Below are 14576 nucleotides of genomic sequence, written 5' to 3'. Positions count from 1 at the left end.
GTATGGATTATACCTCGATATTTCCGCTGATGCGGGCCGAACTGACCCTCACGGCAATCCTTGTTCTCGTCTTCCTCTACGACCTGATCGCCGGCGAGCGCGGTCACCGCTGGTTCTCGGCCGTGACGTGCGTGCTGCTGCTCGTTCAGGTGGCGGTCAACTTGGTCCCGGGTCCCGAGGGCGAACTCTTCGGCGGGATGTTCCGCACGGTGCCGATGGACGGCGTGGTGAAGAGCATCCTCTCGATCGGTGCGCTGATCGTCTGCCTGCAGGCCGATCAGTGGCTGCAGCGTGAGGACACCCGCCACAAACAGGGCGAATTCTACATCCTGACCCTCTCGACGCTGCTGGGCATGTACTTCATGATCTCGGCGGGCCACTTCCTGATGTTCTTCATCGGACTCGAACTGGCCTCGGTGCCGATGGCCTGCCTGGTGGCCTTCGACAAGTACAAGCACCACTCGGCCGAGGCCGGTGCGAAATACATCCTCTGCGCCCTCTTCTCGAGCGGTCTGATGCTCTTCGGCATCTCGTTCCTCTACGGCACGACCGGTACGCTCTATTTCGACGACATGGCGGCCCGACTCGACGGCTCGCCCCTCGAGATCATGTCGCTGGTCTTCTTCTTCTCGGGCCTGGGCTTCAAGATCTCGCTCGTGCCGTTCCACCTCTGGACGGCCGACGCCTACCAGGGCGCTCCGACGACCGTGACCTCCTACCTTTCGGTCGTCTCGAAGGCTGCGGCCGCGTTCGTGCTCTTCACGACGCTGGTCAAGGTCTTCGCCCCGATGATCGAGCAGTGGCAGACGCTGCTGTGGATCGTCACGGTGCTGAGCATCACGGTGGCCAACCTCTTCGCCCTGCGGCAGAAGGACCTCAAACGCTTCATGGCCTTCTCGTCGATCTCGCAGGCCGGCTACATCATGCTGGCCGTCATCGGCGGCAGTGCGCTGAGCATGACCTCGCTGGTCTTCTACGTGCTGGTCTATCTGGCGGCCAACCTGGCGGTCTTCGGCGTGCTGTCGACCGTCGAGCAGCACACGGGCGGCAAGGTCTCGCTCGAGGACTACAACGGCTTCTACCGCACGAATCCCAAACTGGCCGTGATGATGATGCTGGCGCTCTTCTCGCTGGCGGGCATTCCGCCCTTCGCGGGCTTCTTCTCGAAGTTCTTCGTCTTCGCGTCGGCCTTCAAGGCGGGTTTCTACGTGCTGGTCTTCATCGCCCTGCTCAATACGGTCATCTCGCTCTACTACTACCTGCTGATCGTCAAGGCGATGTTCATCACCCCGTCGGACGAGCCGATTGCCACTTTCCGCAGCGATACCTGTACGCGCATCAGCCTGGCTCTGTGCATGGCCGGCGTGCTGCTGCTGGGTGTGGTAAGCGCCGTTTACGACGGAATCAATACCCTCTCCTTCGGACTCTGATCCGGGAGGATCGCTCAAAGAGGCGCAACCCGTTGGGGTTGCGCCTCTTTTTTGTACGGCCGGAGATCGTATTTTGTGCGGTGCCGGCCGGATATTGCGGAATTTGCCCTATTTTTGCCTCACGAAACCGCTTGTAACCGCTCGAAATCATGCTGCTTACCCTCTTGCGACGGATCTCCGTCCGACAGATTCTGGTGGCGGGATGCCTGGTGACCCTGCTCTATGCGCTGCTGAGCCGGGGCGTCTACCACTCCGACGAACACTACCAGATCCTCGAATATGCCCACATGAAGCTCTTCGGAACCCCGACGGTCGACCATCTGGCCTGGGAGTATCCGCTGCAGATGCGCTCCGGCGTGCAACCCTTCGTGGCGTGGGTCGTCTGCCGCGGGCTGACGGCCGCCGGCATCTGGTCGCCGTGGCTGGCCGTGACGCTGCTGCAGCTGTTGAGCGGTCTTCTGTCGGTGGTCGTGATGCTCTTCTTTTGGCGTACGGTGCGCGGCGGGCTCTCCGAAGCACAGAGCAAGTGGTTCCTGCTGACGGGCTTTTTCCTCTGGTTCATGGCCTATCTGCACGTCCATTTCAACGCCGAGATGCTCTCGGGCAATCTCCTGCTGCTGCTTGCGGCGCTGACGATCCGTTACCGCCGCAGCGACTCCCGGCAGGAGTTCCGTTGGGACTGGCGCTCGGAGTCGTGGCCGGGGCACTCTTCATCGTCCGCTATCAGGCGGGTTTCGCCCTGCTGGGCTACGGCATCTGGCTGTTGTGCTTCAACCGCCGCTGGCGGCTCTATGCCGGCATGGTGGTGGGGGTTGCGGTGCTGCTGGCCGTCGGGATGGCGGCCGACCGCTGGCTCTACGGCGAGTGGGTCTTCGCCCCGTGGAACTACCTGCAGGAGAATATCCTCCATGCCCGGATGGATCTGTTCCGCCACGAACCCTGGTGGTACTACCTGACGGCCCCGGTGTTGGAGGGCGGCATCTTTTTCGGACTGCTGGCCCTCGTCGCGACGCTTGTCTTCTTCTGTCGCCATCCTCGCCACGTCGTCACCTGGATGCTGATTCCCTTCCTGCTCATCCACTTCTTTTTGGCCCACAAGGAGATCCGCTTCTTCTTCCCGGCGCTCTTCTTCGTGCCGTGGTTTCTCGTCGATCTGTTCCGCGGACAGGGCGAACGCTTCTCTCGGCGCGGCTGGCAGTGGGTGCTGGGCGTACTGGCGGTGCTGAACCTCGGCGCCATGGTCTACAATCTGGCGCAGACCACGCCGGATATCAGCTTCTACTGCATGCTGCGTGACTATTGCCGCGGTCGGGGCGAGGTTGTGGCGCTGAACCTCGCCGAGGAGACAACCTACTGCAGCCGCATGCAGCACTTCTCGGGCGAGCCCCGCGTGACCGAAGCGCGCTTCTACCTGCCTCGGAACCTCGACCTGCGCCACTGCGCCACATCGGCCGAACTGGAGGCCGCGGCGCAGCAGCTTACGGCCGCCGGACGGCAGGTGCTGATCCTCTCGGCGGATTCCGGTCTGGCGGACCACTCACCGCTGACGCTGCGCAAAATCAACTGGAGCCCCTATCCCGCGTGGGTGGTGCGCTACTTCAACTTCAACGACTGGACGCGTTATGCCGTCCGTTCGAAAAATGCCTATGAGATGGTGGAATCCCCGGTAGACTCCGCAGATCGGGAGTCGGGGCGTCGGTAGGGGATGCTCCGGCGGTTCGTTTTTCCGCCTTTGGTCGGGCGCCGGCCGGGCGTCTTGTCACCGGTCGTCCCGAACGGGGAAGAGTTCGCCTTCGGCCCGGGGCGTGTTGCGGCGTTCGAGAGCCAGCAGACGCTCCTTGATGGCGATTCCGGCGGCGTAGCCCGTCATCGAACCGTCGCTGCCGATGACCCGGTGGCAGGGAATCAGAATGGCGATCGGGTTGCGGTTGTTGGCCATCCCGACGGCCCGTGCTGCCCGCCGGCGGCCGATCTGTTCGGCAATCTGGCCGTAGGTGCGCGTCTGGCCGTAGGGGATGCTCCGCAGGGCCTGCCAGACCTGCCGTTGGAAATCGCTCCCGCTGGGATCGAGCGGTAGGGTGAAGTCGCGCCGCCGCCCGGCCAGGTACTCCCCGAGCTCTTCGGCTGCACGGCGCAGCAGCGGCGGAATTTCCGATCCGGCCGCGTGCCCCGGTTCTCCGGCCGCGCATGTCACCCCTTCGCCGGGCGTGCGGACCTGCATGCCTCCGGCCGCGCATCCCGGTTCTCCTGTTGCGCGTCCCGGCTTTCCGGCCGCACATACTGCCCCGGCTGCGCAAGTTGCATTCCCGTCGATCCGCAGTGCCGCCTCTCCCGTGTACATCACTCCTCCGTCGACCCGCAATTCCGCCCCTCCCGCAACAAGCTCCGCCCCGGCGGGGATCTCACTGCCGAAGCTCAGCCCGACGATCGCCTGCTCCGAGGCCGTGAGCGTCATCCGCCCCAGCGGGGTGGCGATATGCAGCGACCGGATCATAGATGTTCGAGCGTATAGTCGATCATCTTCTGCCGCACGTGGCTCATGGCGTCGGGCATCATCGAGTGGTTCTGGTCCGGATAGACCATCATGTCGTACTGCTTGCCGGCACGGTTCAGCGCGCGGGTCATCTCGACCGTATTCTGGAAATGGACGTTGTCGTCGGCCGTGCCGTGGATGATCAGCAGCCGCGTGCGCCGGTCGTCGAGCATCTGTGCGAAGTGGATCGGCGAATATTTGTCATACCCGTCGGCATTGAACTGCGGGAGGTTGTTGTAGATTTCGGTGTAGATCGTGTCGTAGTAGCGCCACGAGGTGACTGGCGCCACGGCAATCGCCATGCGGAACAGCCCGTGGCCCTTCAGCGCGCAGCTCAGGGCCATGAACCCGCCGTACGACCAGCCGTAGATGCCGATGCGCGCCGGGTCGATCCACGGCTGCGAGGCCATGTAGCGGGCCAGCGAGAGCTGGTCCTCGACCTCCAGCGCACCGAGCCGTCCGTAGGTCTGTTTCTTGAATTTCTCGCCCCGGAAACCCGTTCCGCGGCCGTCGGCGCAGACCACCACGTAGCCCTTTTCGGTCAGGGCATCCTCCCAGTCCATCGACCAGCGGTCGGCCACCTGCTGCGATCCCGGGCCCGAGTACTGCGTCAGCAGCACGGGGTAGCGCTTCGCGGGGTCGAAACCGCGGGGCAGCACTCGATAGGCGTTGAGCGTGTCGCCCCGCTCGGTCGTGAAGCGGAAGAACTCCTTGACGGGCTGCTGCCGGGCCGCGAGCTCGTCGCGCAGCGCGCGGCTGTCGGCCAGCGTGCGCAGAGGCCGCCCTTCGGCATCGCACACCTCGGTGAGATTGGGCGTCGAGGCGTTCGAGAAGGTGGTGATAAAGTAGCGCATGCCGGCGCTCGGCGCGACGGTGTAGTACCCTTCGCCCTGTGTCAGACGCTGTTTGTCGCTGCCGTCGAGGCGCACGCTGTAGAGGTTGCGGCGCAGGGGCGAGGTCTCGGTCGAGAGGTACCAGACGCGTTTGCCGTCCGTGCCGACCACCTGCGTCACCTCCCACTTCCCGCGGGTCACCTGTTCGAGCAGTCCGCGGCGCAGGCTGTAGAGGTAGAGGTGCATGTAGCCCGTATGGCTCTCCTGCCGCACGAGGAAGCGGTCCCGGTCGACGAACGTGACCGTCTGGTCGTCAACCCGCTCGACATACTGCTGCGTGCGCTCCTCGTAGACCGTGCGCTGGGCGCCGTGGGGCTCGCAGACCACCATCTCGAAGGTGTTCTGGCGGCGGTTCAGGCGGAAGTACCACGGCCGCCCGTCGGGGGTCCAGCCGATGCGCGGAATGTACTGGTCGCTCTCGGAGCCCGTCTCGAGGCGCTGTTTGGCGCCGGTTGCCAGGTCGACGACCCACAGTTCGACCGTCGAGTTGCGCTCGCCGGCCTTCGGGTACTTGAACGAGAAGGCCCGGTTGTAGAGCTTGCCGTCGTAGCGCATCATCTCCATCAGCGGCACTTGGCTCTCGTCGAAGCGCAGGAAGGCCAGGCGGCTGCCGTCGGGCGAGAAGGCGTAGGCCTTCGTCGTGCCGAACTCCTCCTCGTAGACCCAGTCCGTCGTGCCGTTGATCACCTCGTTCCAGCGGCCGTCGTCGGTCAGACGGCGGGTCTGCCGCGTCTCGAGGTCGTAGGCGTAGAGGTCGTTGCGGTCGGAGTAGATGATGCGCCGTCCGTCGGGCGAGAACGAGGCGTCGCGCGGAGCCTCGGCCTCGCGCAGAATCGGCGTCAGCCGTCCGTCGCGCAGGAGCGTATAGCTTGTCGTGTAGGAGTGGCGGTAGATCGGCTGCCGCCCCGAGGCGATGAGGATCGACCGCTCGTCGGGCGAAAGCTCGTAGTCCGAGATCGTGAGGTTGGGCGTCGGCGTCGGGAGCAGGCTCTCGCCCGCTCCCGCCTCGGCGTAGGCGTAGCGGCGGATGTCGTTGCCCTCGAGGCGGGTGTAGTGCTCGCCGTCGTTCATCGAGCGGATGCCGCGCACCGTCTCGTTCATCGCCTTCAGACGGGCGATTTCGGCATATTCGTTACCGGCCGAGGCGCGGCCGGCCGTAAAAAGAAGCGTCGCGCCCAGCAGCAGGGAGGCTGTGCGGCGCGTGCTTCGGTTTGTCGGGTTGTTCATCGTGTTGCGGAGTGTTCTGGTGAGGTGTTGCCGGCAGGCGGGTTGCGGGATCAGATGTCCTCGACGTCGAAGTCGTAGCCCAGGCGTTTGCCCGTCACGAATTTCGAGTTGTCCATCTTGGTGTTGAACTGGTCGACCGTCACGCGCTTGTTCTCCTCGTAGGGAGGCATCAGCAGGTCGAAGTCGAGCGAGTAGGCGATGGCTGCCTCCAGCACGTCGACCAGCGCGTCGCGGTCGATCTCCTTCTTGCCGAAGTTCATGGCCCGCATTGAGGTCTGCTGCTTGCCCTCGACGAAGTAGCAGCGTTCGCGGTTGATGAAGATCCGCCCGATGAGATAGCCCTCGTCGGCGTTGCGGTTGAACTTGAACGAGTCGGAGAGGAAGTTGTAGATGTTGATCAGACCGCAGTAGGAGTTCTCCTGGTCGGCCTGCACGTAGGGATTCTGCCAGATGAGGTGGTTGGCGTCGAACTCGAAGATGTCGGTGTGCATCTGGAAGATCAGCAGGTCGTTGGCCACCTGCAATTGGGCCTCGAATTTACCGCGGTCGCGGTATTCGAGCCGCACGCGGCGGTCGAGTTTGCCGTCCAGTTCGTCGTCCATCTCCGCGGCGATTTCGAGCAGCGTCTCCTTCAGCAGGTTGAAGGCGGCGAACGTATTGTCGAAAACCTTCTGTTTGAGGTTCGATTTGCGGATGATCGTGTCGAGAATCCGGGTTCTCAAGGGAGTTGTTTCCATAAGGTATGGTATGTCGTTGGTTTTTGCGGTATTCGGGTGCGGGGCGGGGTGTCGTCCGGCGGTTTCCGGGGCTGTTGTCCGGGGCCCCGGCTGCTGCACGGCCGCCCTGTCTGCTGGGGTTTATTTGATGCGCAGCCGGCGGCCGGCTTCAAGCTCTTCACCGGGCTTGAGCCCGTTGAGCCGCTCGATCGACCGCGTGCGGATGGCGTAGGACTGTCCGACGGCGTAGGCCGTTTCGCCCGGGCGGCAGATGTGGTGCTGGGCATTGCCCTCCCAGCGCTTCTTCTTGCGCTCGATGTAGACCACCTCGCCGGTCATCGGCTGGGCCTTCTTGTCCTTCAGGTCGTTGAACCGCCGCAGGTTGCGTGCCGAGATGCGGAACTTGCGGCCGATGTTCTCGAAGGTGTCGTTCTCCTTGGCCGTGACGTAGTGCACGCCGTTGGTCATGTAGACGTTGTAACCCTCGTGGGCGTTGATCGTCACGCGGTAGTTGTCCGGATCGACGGCCGCCTCGGTGCGGGCGACCTCCTCGACGCTCGACTGCGACGAGAACCACTCCTCGGGGTTGCGCTCCAGACCGAAGCGCGTGGCGTAGAGCCGCTCGCCGTCGGGACGGTCCAGCAGGTAGAGCTGGCTCTCCTCGATGATGCGGATCAGCCGCTGGGCGTAGTCCGGAGCCGTGGCGTAGCCGGCGGCCTTCAGTCCGCGGGCCCAGCTCTTGTAGTCGTCCGAGGCGTAGGCGAAGAGCGAATCGTAGCGGGGTTGCGAGTCGAGGAATTCGGCGTGGTCCTCGTACGAGGCCTCGACCGAGGGGTAGGCGCGGAAGCATTCGCCCTTGGCGTCGTCGTCGTGGTAGACGCGCTCGCCCTTCCAGCCCGTCTTGCACTTGATGCCGAAGTGGTTGTTCGACTTCATTGCCAGGAGGCTGTTGCCGCAGTCCGACTCGAGGATTCCCTGGGCCAGGGTGATGCTGGCCGGGATGCCGTAACGCTCCATGTGTGCCACGGCGATGTGCATGTATCGGTCGACATACTCCTCGCGGGTCTGGCGCACCTGGGCCCTTAGGCCGAGGGCGAGTCCCAGGAGGATTCCCGTCAGGAGTATTGCTTTTCTGGAAATATTCATTATCTTTGTTTGATGATTACCGACAAAGGTATAATTTTCCGCTGAAAATAGCAATAATCCCATAAAACCGAACCTATGTTTACCGAAAACGCGAACCGCATTTTCAACCGTTCCATCGAGGATTACCACCGCTGGGACGATGTGGACCACCCGATCGAGAATCCGTTCGAGGCGGGGACGATCGACCACCTGCTCTACCACAAGAACTGGATCGACACCGTGCAGTGGCATCTGGAGGACATCATCCGCGACCCGGCGATCGATCCGGTGGAGGCGCTCCGGATCAAGCGGCGTATCGACAAGTCGAACCAGGACCGCACGGACATGGTGGAGTATATCGACTCCTACCTGCTGGACAAGTACCGGGATGTCCGCCCGGCGGCCGATGCACGGCTCAATACCGAGACGCCGGCGTGGGCCATCGACCGGCTGTCGATCCTGGCGCTGAAGATCTACCACATGGCTCGCGAGACCGAACGTACGGATGTCGACCAGGCTCACCGCGATGCCTGCCGCCGCAAGCTCGACGTGCTGCTCACCCAGCAGGTCGACCTTTCGCGGGCCATCGAGGAGCTGATCGAGGATATCGAGGCGGGACGCAAGTACATGAAGACCTACAAGCAGATGAAGATGTACAACGACCCGTCGCTGAATCCCGTGCTCTATGGGCAGAAAAAGTAACGGCCCGCTGCCCCGTCACCTGCTGGTACTGCGCACCTCGGCCATGGGCGACGTGGCGATGCTGCCCCATGCCCTGCGGGCGCTGTGCGCGGCCTGCCCCGATCTGAAGGTCACGGTGGCGACGCGGCGGCTCTTCTATCCCTTTTTCGAGGGGCTTCCGGTCGATTTTCTGGAGGTCGACACGAAGGGTGTGCACCACTCGCTGCGGGGAATGTGGCGGCTGGCGGCCGAGGCCCGGCGCCTCGGCGTGGATGCCGTGGCCGACGTCCACGACGTGCTGCGCTCGAAGGCTTTCCGCCTCTCGATGCGGCTGCACGGCATCCCGACGGCCCATATCGACAAGGGCCGCGCCGAAAAACGCCGCTTTATCCGTACGGGCGGTCGTGGCATGAAACCCCTGCGCCATACCGTGTTGCGCTATTGCGACGTCTTCCGGCAGCTGGGCTTCACGTTTCCCGATCCGACGCCGGCACCGCATCGCACCCTCGAAAACCCTTTCGGGCCGAAGCAGGGTCGCTGGGTGGGCTTCGCCCCCTTCTCGGCCCATCGGGGCAAGACCTATCCCGAGGCGCAGGCTCGGGAACTGGTTCGTCTGCTTGCGGAGCATTTTGACCGGGTCTTCATCCACAGCGGCGGGGACACCGAGAAGACCTTTGCCGAGGAGATGGAGCGGACGTATCCCAACGTGACGGCGCTGGCTGGCAAGCTCCGGCTGGATGGCGAGATGGCCCTCGTCTCGAATCTCGACTGCGTGGTGGCGATGGATTCGCTGGTCATGCATCTGGCGGCGCTGGTCGGCACGCCGGTAGTGTCGATCTGGGGCGCCACCCATCCCGGGTTGGGATTCCTGGGATTCGGCGCACCGGAGGAGGGCATCGTGCAGGCCGACTGCGATTGCCGCCCATGCTCGGTCTTCGGCAACAAGCCTTGCCGTTTCGGCGACTGGCACTGCCTGACGGCCATCACGCCCGAGATGGTCACCGATCGGGTCGAGCGGCTGATCGGCCGGCCGTAACGACTTTCCGACGACGAGACAAAAAAACGTTGCAGCTCGCTGCAACGTTTTTTTGTGAAAGGGACTCCTCGGGGTTACTTCGCCACGGAGGCGGAGTCGGCCCGGTCGCTTCCGGATGCGACGGTATCTCCGGCCGGGTTCTGTTCGGTCTCCATTTGTCCGTCCCCGGCCGCTTCGGCCTCTGCGGCGGGCATCTCCGGTCCGGCGACCTTCGTGAAGACGACCTCCGTCCCCTCGATCGTCATCTGCAGACGCCCCTCGGCATCCCGGGCGATGACGCCCGTCTGCGAGAAGTCGAAGCTTGCGCCGTTGCCGACACTGCGACCCCGGAGCAGAATTTTGTCTGCCTCGTCCAGCAGTTCCCAGCCCGAATAGAGCAGCGTGGCCGAGTTGATCGAGACGGCCTCGCCCTCGACGCGGATTTCGACGCCCATCGTGAACTCGGGGTGCTCCTCGTTGTAGAGCATCCACCGCCCGACGGCCTCGGCATAGGTGGGGTTGGTCGAGACCTTCAGGGCGTCGGCCCCGTCTTCGAGGCGTCCGCGGTACTCCACTGCCACCGGAGCTCCGACAAGCAGTCCGTAGGCTTCGCTGCGGTCGGCATCGGCCAGCGAAAAGGTGTAGGTCTGCTCGGAGGAGAGGTCCTGTACCGTGACCTGATTCATCGAGGCGTCGGTGATATGGCCCGTAAAGGTCCCGGGCTCCCGTTCGCCGCAGGCTGCGGCTCCGAGCAGGGCCACGGCCGCGATCCACATACTCTTTTTCATCATCTTTGCGGTTTTGAAATTTCCGGCTGCAAAAATAGCGAAAATTCCCGATTGTGTTCACCTGACGCCATTTACCGCGTGCGATTTACTGCTTTCCGCTGCGGATGTATTCGTCGATGGCCCGTGCGGCCTTGCGGCCGGCACCCATGGCCAGGATCACCGTGGCGGCTCCCGTCACGGCATCTCCCCCGGCGAAGACCCCCTTGCGCGAGGTGGCGCCGTGTTCGTCGGCCGCAATGCAGCCGCGGCGCGTGGTTTCGAGTCCGGCGGTCGTCGAGGCCAGCAGCGGGTTGGGCGAGGTGCCCAGCGCCATGACCACCACGTCGCAGGCGATCTCGAACTCCGAGCCCGGTTTGACTATCGGTGAGCGGCGTCCGCTCTCGTCGGGTTCGCCCAGCTCCATCTCCACACAGCGTACGCCGCGCACCCATCCGCGCTCGTCGCCCAGCACCTCCGTGGGGTTGGTCAGCATCCGGAAGCGGATCCCCTCTTCGCGGGCGTGGTGCACCTCCTCGGCGCGCGCCGGGAGCTCCTTCTCCGAGCGGCGGTAGACGATCGTGGCATCGGCTCCGAGCCGCCGGGCCGTGCGCACGGCATCCATCGCCACGTTGCCGCCGCCGACCACCACGACGCGCTGTCCGACGTAGATCGGCGTGTCGTACGTCCGGTCGTAGGCGTGCATCAGGTTCGTACGCGTGAGGAACTCGTTGGCCGAGACCACGCCGTTGAGGTTCTCGCCCGGAATGCCCATGAAGCGGGGCAGTCCGGCCCCCGAACCGATGAAGACGGCCTCGTAGCCCTCCTCGTCCATCAGCGAGTCGACCGTGACGGTGCGGCCCACGATGACGTCCGTTTCGATCTCCACGCCCAGCGCCTTCACCTCCTCGATCTCGCGCTCCACGATGCGCTGCTTCGGCAGCCGGAACTCCGGAATGCCATAGACCAGCACACCGCCCGCCTCGTGCAGCGCCTCGAAGATCTTCACCTCGTAACCCATCCGGGCCAGGTCACTGGCGCAGGCCAGTCCGGCCGGGCCGCTGCCGATGATGGCCACCTTGTGGCCGTTGCGTGCGGCGGGAGCCTTCGGCGCCGTGCCGTGTTCAAGTTTCCAGTCGCCGACGAAGCGCTCCAGCTTGCCGATGGCCACCGGCTCACCCTTGATGCCGAGGATGCACGACCCCTCGCACTGCGTCTCCTGCGGGCAGACGCGGCCGCAGATCGAGGGCAGCGAACTGTCCTGCGCGATGACGTCGGCAGCCTCCTGCAGCCGGCCTTCGTGCAGCGCCGCGATGAAGTCCGGGATGTGGATCCCCACGGGGCAGGCCTCCACGCAGCGGGGTTTCTTGCAGTGCAGGCAGCGCGACGCCTCAAGCATCGCCTCCTCCTGATTGTAGCCGTAGCAGACCTCCTCGAAGTTGGTCGCCCGGACGGCCGGATCCTGTTCGCGCACCGGTACGCGCGGTATCTTGTTTGCCATAGTCGTCCTCTGTTATTTGTCCAAACCGATTCTGCATACGTGTCCCGCCTCGCGCTCGGCCTCGATGGCCGCGGCGCGCTGCTCCTGGGTGCGGTACATCCCCTGACGACGCATCGCCTCGTCGAAATCGACCTCGTGGCCGTCGAACTCCGGGCCGTCGACACACGTGAAGCGTGTCTGCCCGCCCACCGTCACGCGGCACGCTCCGCACATGCCCGTGCCGTCGACCATCAGTGCGTTGAGCGACACGGTGGTCTTGAGGTTGTACTTGCGGGTGGTCAGAGCCACGAACTTCATCATGATCATCGGTCCGATGGCCACGCACTCGTCGTAGTGTTCGCCGCGCTTCTCGATGAGCTCCTCGATCAGACCGGTGACCATCCCCTTGAACCCCTCCGAACCGTCGTCCGTGGCGATGTAGAGGTGGTCGGCCACCTGGCGCATGGCGTCGGTGTAGATCAGCATGCGGCTGCTCTTGGCGCCGATGATCACGTCGGCCCGCACGCCGTGCTCGTGCAGCCACTTGACCTGCGGATAGACCGGAGCGGTTCCGACACCTCCGGCCACAAAAAGGTAACGGCGCGTGCGCAGCTCCTCGAGGGGCGTGTGGACGAACGCCGAGGGGCGTCCGAGCGGGCCGGCCAGATCGGCCATCTCCTGCCCCTGCTCCAGGGCGCAGATCTTGTGGGTCGAGGCTCCGATGGCCTGGATGACCAGCGTGACGCTGCCTTCGGCGGCATCGTAGTCGGAGATCGTGAGCGGGATGCGCTCGCTGTGCGAGTCGGCCCGTACGATGACGAACTGCCCGGGTTGGGCGGCATGCGCCACCCGTGGGGCGAGGATTTTCATCAGCCAGATTCCTTCGGCAAGGAGTCTTTTTTCAAGAATGGGATACATATATATGTCAGCTTTGTGTGTGCTTTGTTGCTACTCTTCGATGATGGCCGTCACGCGGATGCGCCGCATCGGACGCACGGGGTCGTTGGTCACCACGACCAGGTGTTCGCTCACCACGCCGTAGTCCTGCGAGCGGGGGTCCAGCATCACCTCGGCGCGGAACGACTCCCCCGGAGCGATCCGGATGCCCGGCCGGAGGGTCGTGGCGACATGCCCCTCGCCCTCGACGGCCCGCAGGATCAGATCGGCCGTTCCGGTGTTCGAAACCCGGAAGGCGAGCCGGTGTACTGCATCCGTTCGTTTCAGGCTCCCGAATTTAAGGATATTTTCCGAGAATTCGCAGCGCGGGGCCGTTTTTTCCGCTGTTCCGGCATCGGCATCCACCCCGATGCCGTGGATGACAAGTACCGTACCGTTCGTGCGGCCGTCGACCAGCAGCTCCAGCGCATCGCGGATCGTGCCGTAGTGCGGCTGTGCGGCGGGGTTGAGGTAGGCGACATTGATCGAGGCGCGCTGGCCGGGGGCGAGCTCCCCGGGGGCCTCGAGGCGGAGCAGTCCGCTGGCATGGAGCGGACGCAGTTCCAGCCGGACGCTCTTTCGGGAGGTGTTGATGCAGCCGAAAGCGCCCTGCACGTGCTGACCCGCCCGTATGTAGGCAAAGGTGTTGAGTGTCGTGGTGAGCCGCACGCCGCCGCCCGCATCGACGGGGTAGAGCTCCTCGATGCTCTTCGGCCGCGGGGTGACCTCGCCGCCGATGGTGAGGGTGGCGATCTTCTGCCGCTGGCTCGAGTAGACGGTCAGATCCTTCGAGAAGACGCCGGGGCGGTTGGCCGGATCGAAGGTGACGGTGATCTCGGTCTTCTCTCCGGGCAGGATCGGGCGCCGCGAGAAGCGGGGTACCGTACATCCGCACGAGGTCACCACGTCGAGGATCACCAGCGGGCTGTCGCCGCGGTTTTCGCCCGTGAAGGTGTGGCTCACGCGTCCGTCGACCTCGCGGATCGTGCCGAAATCCCATGTCGCGGGCTCGAAGACCAGTTTCCCTTGGGCGAATCCCGTGACGCTGCATAACAGCAACAGTATGAACGATATGGTTCGTTTTCGCATCTTTGGAGTCGTTGTTCGAATTTTTGCAAAGATACTTTTTTTGCAAAAAAAACCGGCGAAAATTTTGCAGGAATGAATTTTTGCTATACATTTGCACCACGAAAACGGTAGAACACCGCTTCGAATGCCTGAATAGCTCAGTTGGTTAGAGCACATGACTGTTAATCATGGGGTCCTAGGTTCAAGTCCTTGTTCAGGCGCAGATGCGCGAGGGTTGCGTAAAGGTTCTTTCAGAAACACGCCTGCAAGGGGCGGCCGATGAGAGACGGGGGGGGGAGAGACAAGAGGTCGGAAGATGAGTAATCGTCAGGGCCATTCTCCAATGAATCCCGGTCTCGAAACGGAATACCGGAAAGCTCGCTGTTGACAACAACGCGGCGCGATCCGTTGAACGGAAGAGGTCGTCAGGCCTTCGAAAGTTTGCCTTTGCAGTCCCAAGCCATTTTTAAGGGAGCTTAGCTCAGCTGGTTCAGAGCGTCTGCCTTACAAGCAGAGGGTCGGGGGTTCGAATCCCTCAGCTCCCACAAAGCCGCCACATCGTCAAGGGGTGGCTTTTTTGTCGGCCTTGGTGCCGCTTATATATATCTCCGCTTTCCCGAAAGGGAGAGTCTTCGGGAGCTTAGCTCAGCTGGTTCAGAGCGTCTGCCTTACAAGCAGAGGGTCGGGGGTTCGAATCCCTCAGCTCCC

The 14576-nt window shown here is 63.6% G+C and carries 12 protein-coding genes, 3 tRNA genes and 1 pseudogene; 8 read left to right on the top strand and 8 right to left on the bottom strand.

The window, feature by feature from the left end:
- Positions 1-2 precede the first annotated feature (2 nt).
- From PUQ42_RS06685 to PUQ42_RS06675, 3 genes and pseudogenes are all read left to right on the top strand, one after another.
- On the top strand, positions 3-1430 hold the full coding sequence (locus PUQ42_RS06685) for an NADH-quinone oxidoreductase subunit N (RefSeq protein ID WP_273372174.1): 1428 nt from the start codon (positions 3-5) through the stop codon (positions 1428-1430).
- A 149-nt stretch (positions 1431-1579) separates the two neighbouring features.
- A pseudogene (locus tag PUQ42_RS06680) lies at positions 1580-2062 on the top strand (hypothetical protein); the annotation flags it as partial.
- 62 nt (positions 2063-2124) lie between these two features.
- Positions 2125-3132: a glycosyltransferase family protein gene (locus tag PUQ42_RS06675; protein ID WP_273372172.1), complete on the top strand. Its 1008-nt coding sequence runs from the start codon at positions 2125-2127 to the stop codon at positions 3130-3132.
- A 57-nt stretch (positions 3133-3189) separates the two neighbouring features.
- Here the strand turns inward: PUQ42_RS06675 and PUQ42_RS06670 are convergent, their stop codons facing one another.
- The 4 genes from PUQ42_RS06670 to PUQ42_RS06655 all read right to left on the bottom strand — a co-directional run bounded on the left by PUQ42_RS06670 (position 3190) and on the right by PUQ42_RS06655 (position 7945).
- Positions 3190-3924: a methylated-DNA--[protein]-cysteine S-methyltransferase gene (locus tag PUQ42_RS06670; RefSeq protein WP_273372169.1), complete on the bottom strand. Its 735-nt coding sequence runs from the start codon at positions 3922-3924 to the stop codon at positions 3190-3192.
- Positions 3921-6083, bottom strand: coding sequence for a S9 family peptidase (locus tag PUQ42_RS06665; protein WP_273372167.1), 2163 nt, complete (start codon positions 6081-6083; stop codon positions 3921-3923). The genes PUQ42_RS06670 and PUQ42_RS06665 overlap by 4 nt, the downstream gene beginning before the upstream one ends.
- Before the next feature lie 50 nt (positions 6084-6133).
- Positions 6134-6820 carry a hypothetical protein gene (locus PUQ42_RS06660; RefSeq protein WP_087310771.1) on the bottom strand — a complete coding sequence of 229 codons (687 nt, stop codon included), beginning with the start codon at positions 6818-6820 and terminating at the stop codon, positions 6134-6136.
- Between the two features lie 120 nt (positions 6821-6940).
- Positions 6941-7945: a glucosaminidase domain-containing protein gene (locus PUQ42_RS06655; RefSeq protein WP_087404978.1), complete on the bottom strand. Its 1005-nt coding sequence runs from the start codon at positions 7943-7945 to the stop codon at positions 6941-6943.
- A gap of 75 nt (positions 7946-8020) precedes the next feature.
- Here PUQ42_RS06655 and PUQ42_RS06650 point away from each other — a divergent pair, with 75 nt between their 5' ends.
- Positions 8021-8626, top strand: a complete 606-nt coding sequence (locus PUQ42_RS06650; RefSeq protein ID WP_087310775.1) for a DUF4254 domain-containing protein — start codon at positions 8021-8023, stop codon at positions 8624-8626.
- Positions 8610-9641 (top strand): glycosyltransferase family 9 protein, encoded by a 1032-nt coding sequence (locus tag PUQ42_RS06645; protein WP_087310777.1) that lies wholly within the window; start codon positions 8610-8612, stop codon positions 9639-9641. The genes PUQ42_RS06650 and PUQ42_RS06645 overlap by 17 nt, the downstream gene beginning before the upstream one ends.
- A gap of 74 nt (positions 9642-9715) precedes the next feature.
- Here PUQ42_RS06645 and PUQ42_RS06640 read toward each other — a convergent pair whose 3' ends face one another.
- The 4 genes from PUQ42_RS06640 to PUQ42_RS06625 form a co-directional block, all read right to left on the bottom strand.
- The gene (locus PUQ42_RS06640; protein ID WP_273372164.1) at positions 9716-10408 is read right to left on the bottom strand and encodes a lipocalin family protein; all 693 of its coding nucleotides are present in this window, start codon (positions 10406-10408) and stop codon (positions 9716-9718) included.
- 85 nt (positions 10409-10493) lie between these two features.
- A complete protein-coding gene (gene gltA / locus PUQ42_RS06635) occupies positions 10494-11885 on the bottom strand; it encodes an NADPH-dependent glutamate synthase (RefSeq protein ID WP_087310781.1) in 1392 nt (463 codons plus the stop codon).
- A gap of 12 nt (positions 11886-11897) precedes the next feature.
- Positions 11898-12782 carry a sulfide/dihydroorotate dehydrogenase-like FAD/NAD-binding protein gene (locus PUQ42_RS06630; RefSeq protein WP_122119736.1) on the bottom strand — a complete coding sequence of 295 codons (885 nt, stop codon included), beginning with the start codon at positions 12780-12782 and terminating at the stop codon, positions 11898-11900.
- Positions 12783-12812: 30 nt separating this feature from the next.
- Entirely contained in the window at positions 12813-13889 is a 1077-nt protein-coding gene (locus PUQ42_RS06625) for a DUF1573 domain-containing protein (RefSeq protein WP_273372161.1), read from the bottom strand.
- Positions 13890-14015: 126 nt separating this feature from the next.
- Between PUQ42_RS06625 and PUQ42_RS06620 the strand changes: the two genes are divergently transcribed.
- From PUQ42_RS06620 to PUQ42_RS06610, 3 genes are all read left to right on the top strand, one after another.
- Positions 14016-14089, top strand: a tRNA-Asn gene (locus tag PUQ42_RS06620).
- A 249-nt stretch (positions 14090-14338) separates the two neighbouring features.
- Positions 14339-14413 (top strand) — tRNA-Val (locus PUQ42_RS06615).
- 89 nt (positions 14414-14502) lie between these two features.
- Positions 14503-14576 (top strand) — tRNA-Val (locus PUQ42_RS06610).

Source organism: Alistipes megaguti (genome assembly GCF_944320325.1).
GTDB lineage: Bacteria > Bacteroidota > Bacteroidia > Bacteroidales > Rikenellaceae > Alistipes > Alistipes megaguti.
The sequence above is the reverse complement of the archived record's forward strand: the minus strand, read 5'-3'. Positions and strand labels throughout refer to the sequence as shown.

Excerpts from the sequence above, each read along its gene's own strand:
- PUQ42_RS06630 (WP_122119736.1), bottom strand. The coding sequence starts at position 12,782 with ATGTATCCCATTCTTGAAAAAAGACTCCTTGCCGAAGGAATCTGGCTG.
- PUQ42_RS06655 (WP_087404978.1), bottom strand. The coding sequence starts at position 7,945 with ATGAATATTTCCAGAAAAGCAATACTCCTGACGGGAATCCTCCTGGGA.
- PUQ42_RS06645 (WP_087310777.1), top strand. The coding sequence starts at position 8,610 with ATGGGCAGAAAAAGTAACGGCCCGCTGCCCCGTCACCTGCTGGTACTG.
- PUQ42_RS06665 (WP_273372167.1), bottom strand. The coding sequence starts at position 6,083 with ATGAACAACCCGACAAACCGAAGCACGCGCCGCACAGCCTCCCTGCTG.
- gltA (WP_087310781.1), bottom strand. The coding sequence starts at position 11,885 with ATGGCAAACAAGATACCGCGCGTACCGGTGCGCGAACAGGATCCGGCC.
- PUQ42_RS06650 (WP_087310775.1), top strand. The coding sequence starts at position 8,021 with ATGTTTACCGAAAACGCGAACCGCATTTTCAACCGTTCCATCGAGGAT.
- PUQ42_RS06670 (WP_273372169.1), bottom strand. The coding sequence starts at position 3,924 with ATGATCCGGTCGCTGCATATCGCCACCCCGCTGGGGCGGATGACGCTC.
- PUQ42_RS06640 (WP_273372164.1), bottom strand. The coding sequence starts at position 10,408 with ATGAAAAAGAGTATGTGGATCGCGGCCGTGGCCCTGCTCGGAGCCGCA.
- PUQ42_RS06660 (WP_087310771.1), bottom strand. The coding sequence starts at position 6,820 with ATGGAAACAACTCCCTTGAGAACCCGGATTCTCGACACGATCATCCGC.
- PUQ42_RS06685 (WP_273372174.1), top strand. The coding sequence starts at position 3 with ATGGATTATACCTCGATATTTCCGCTGATGCGGGCCGAACTGACCCTC.
- PUQ42_RS06625 (WP_273372161.1), bottom strand. The coding sequence starts at position 13,889 with ATGCGAAAACGAACCATATCGTTCATACTGTTGCTGTTATGCAGCGTC.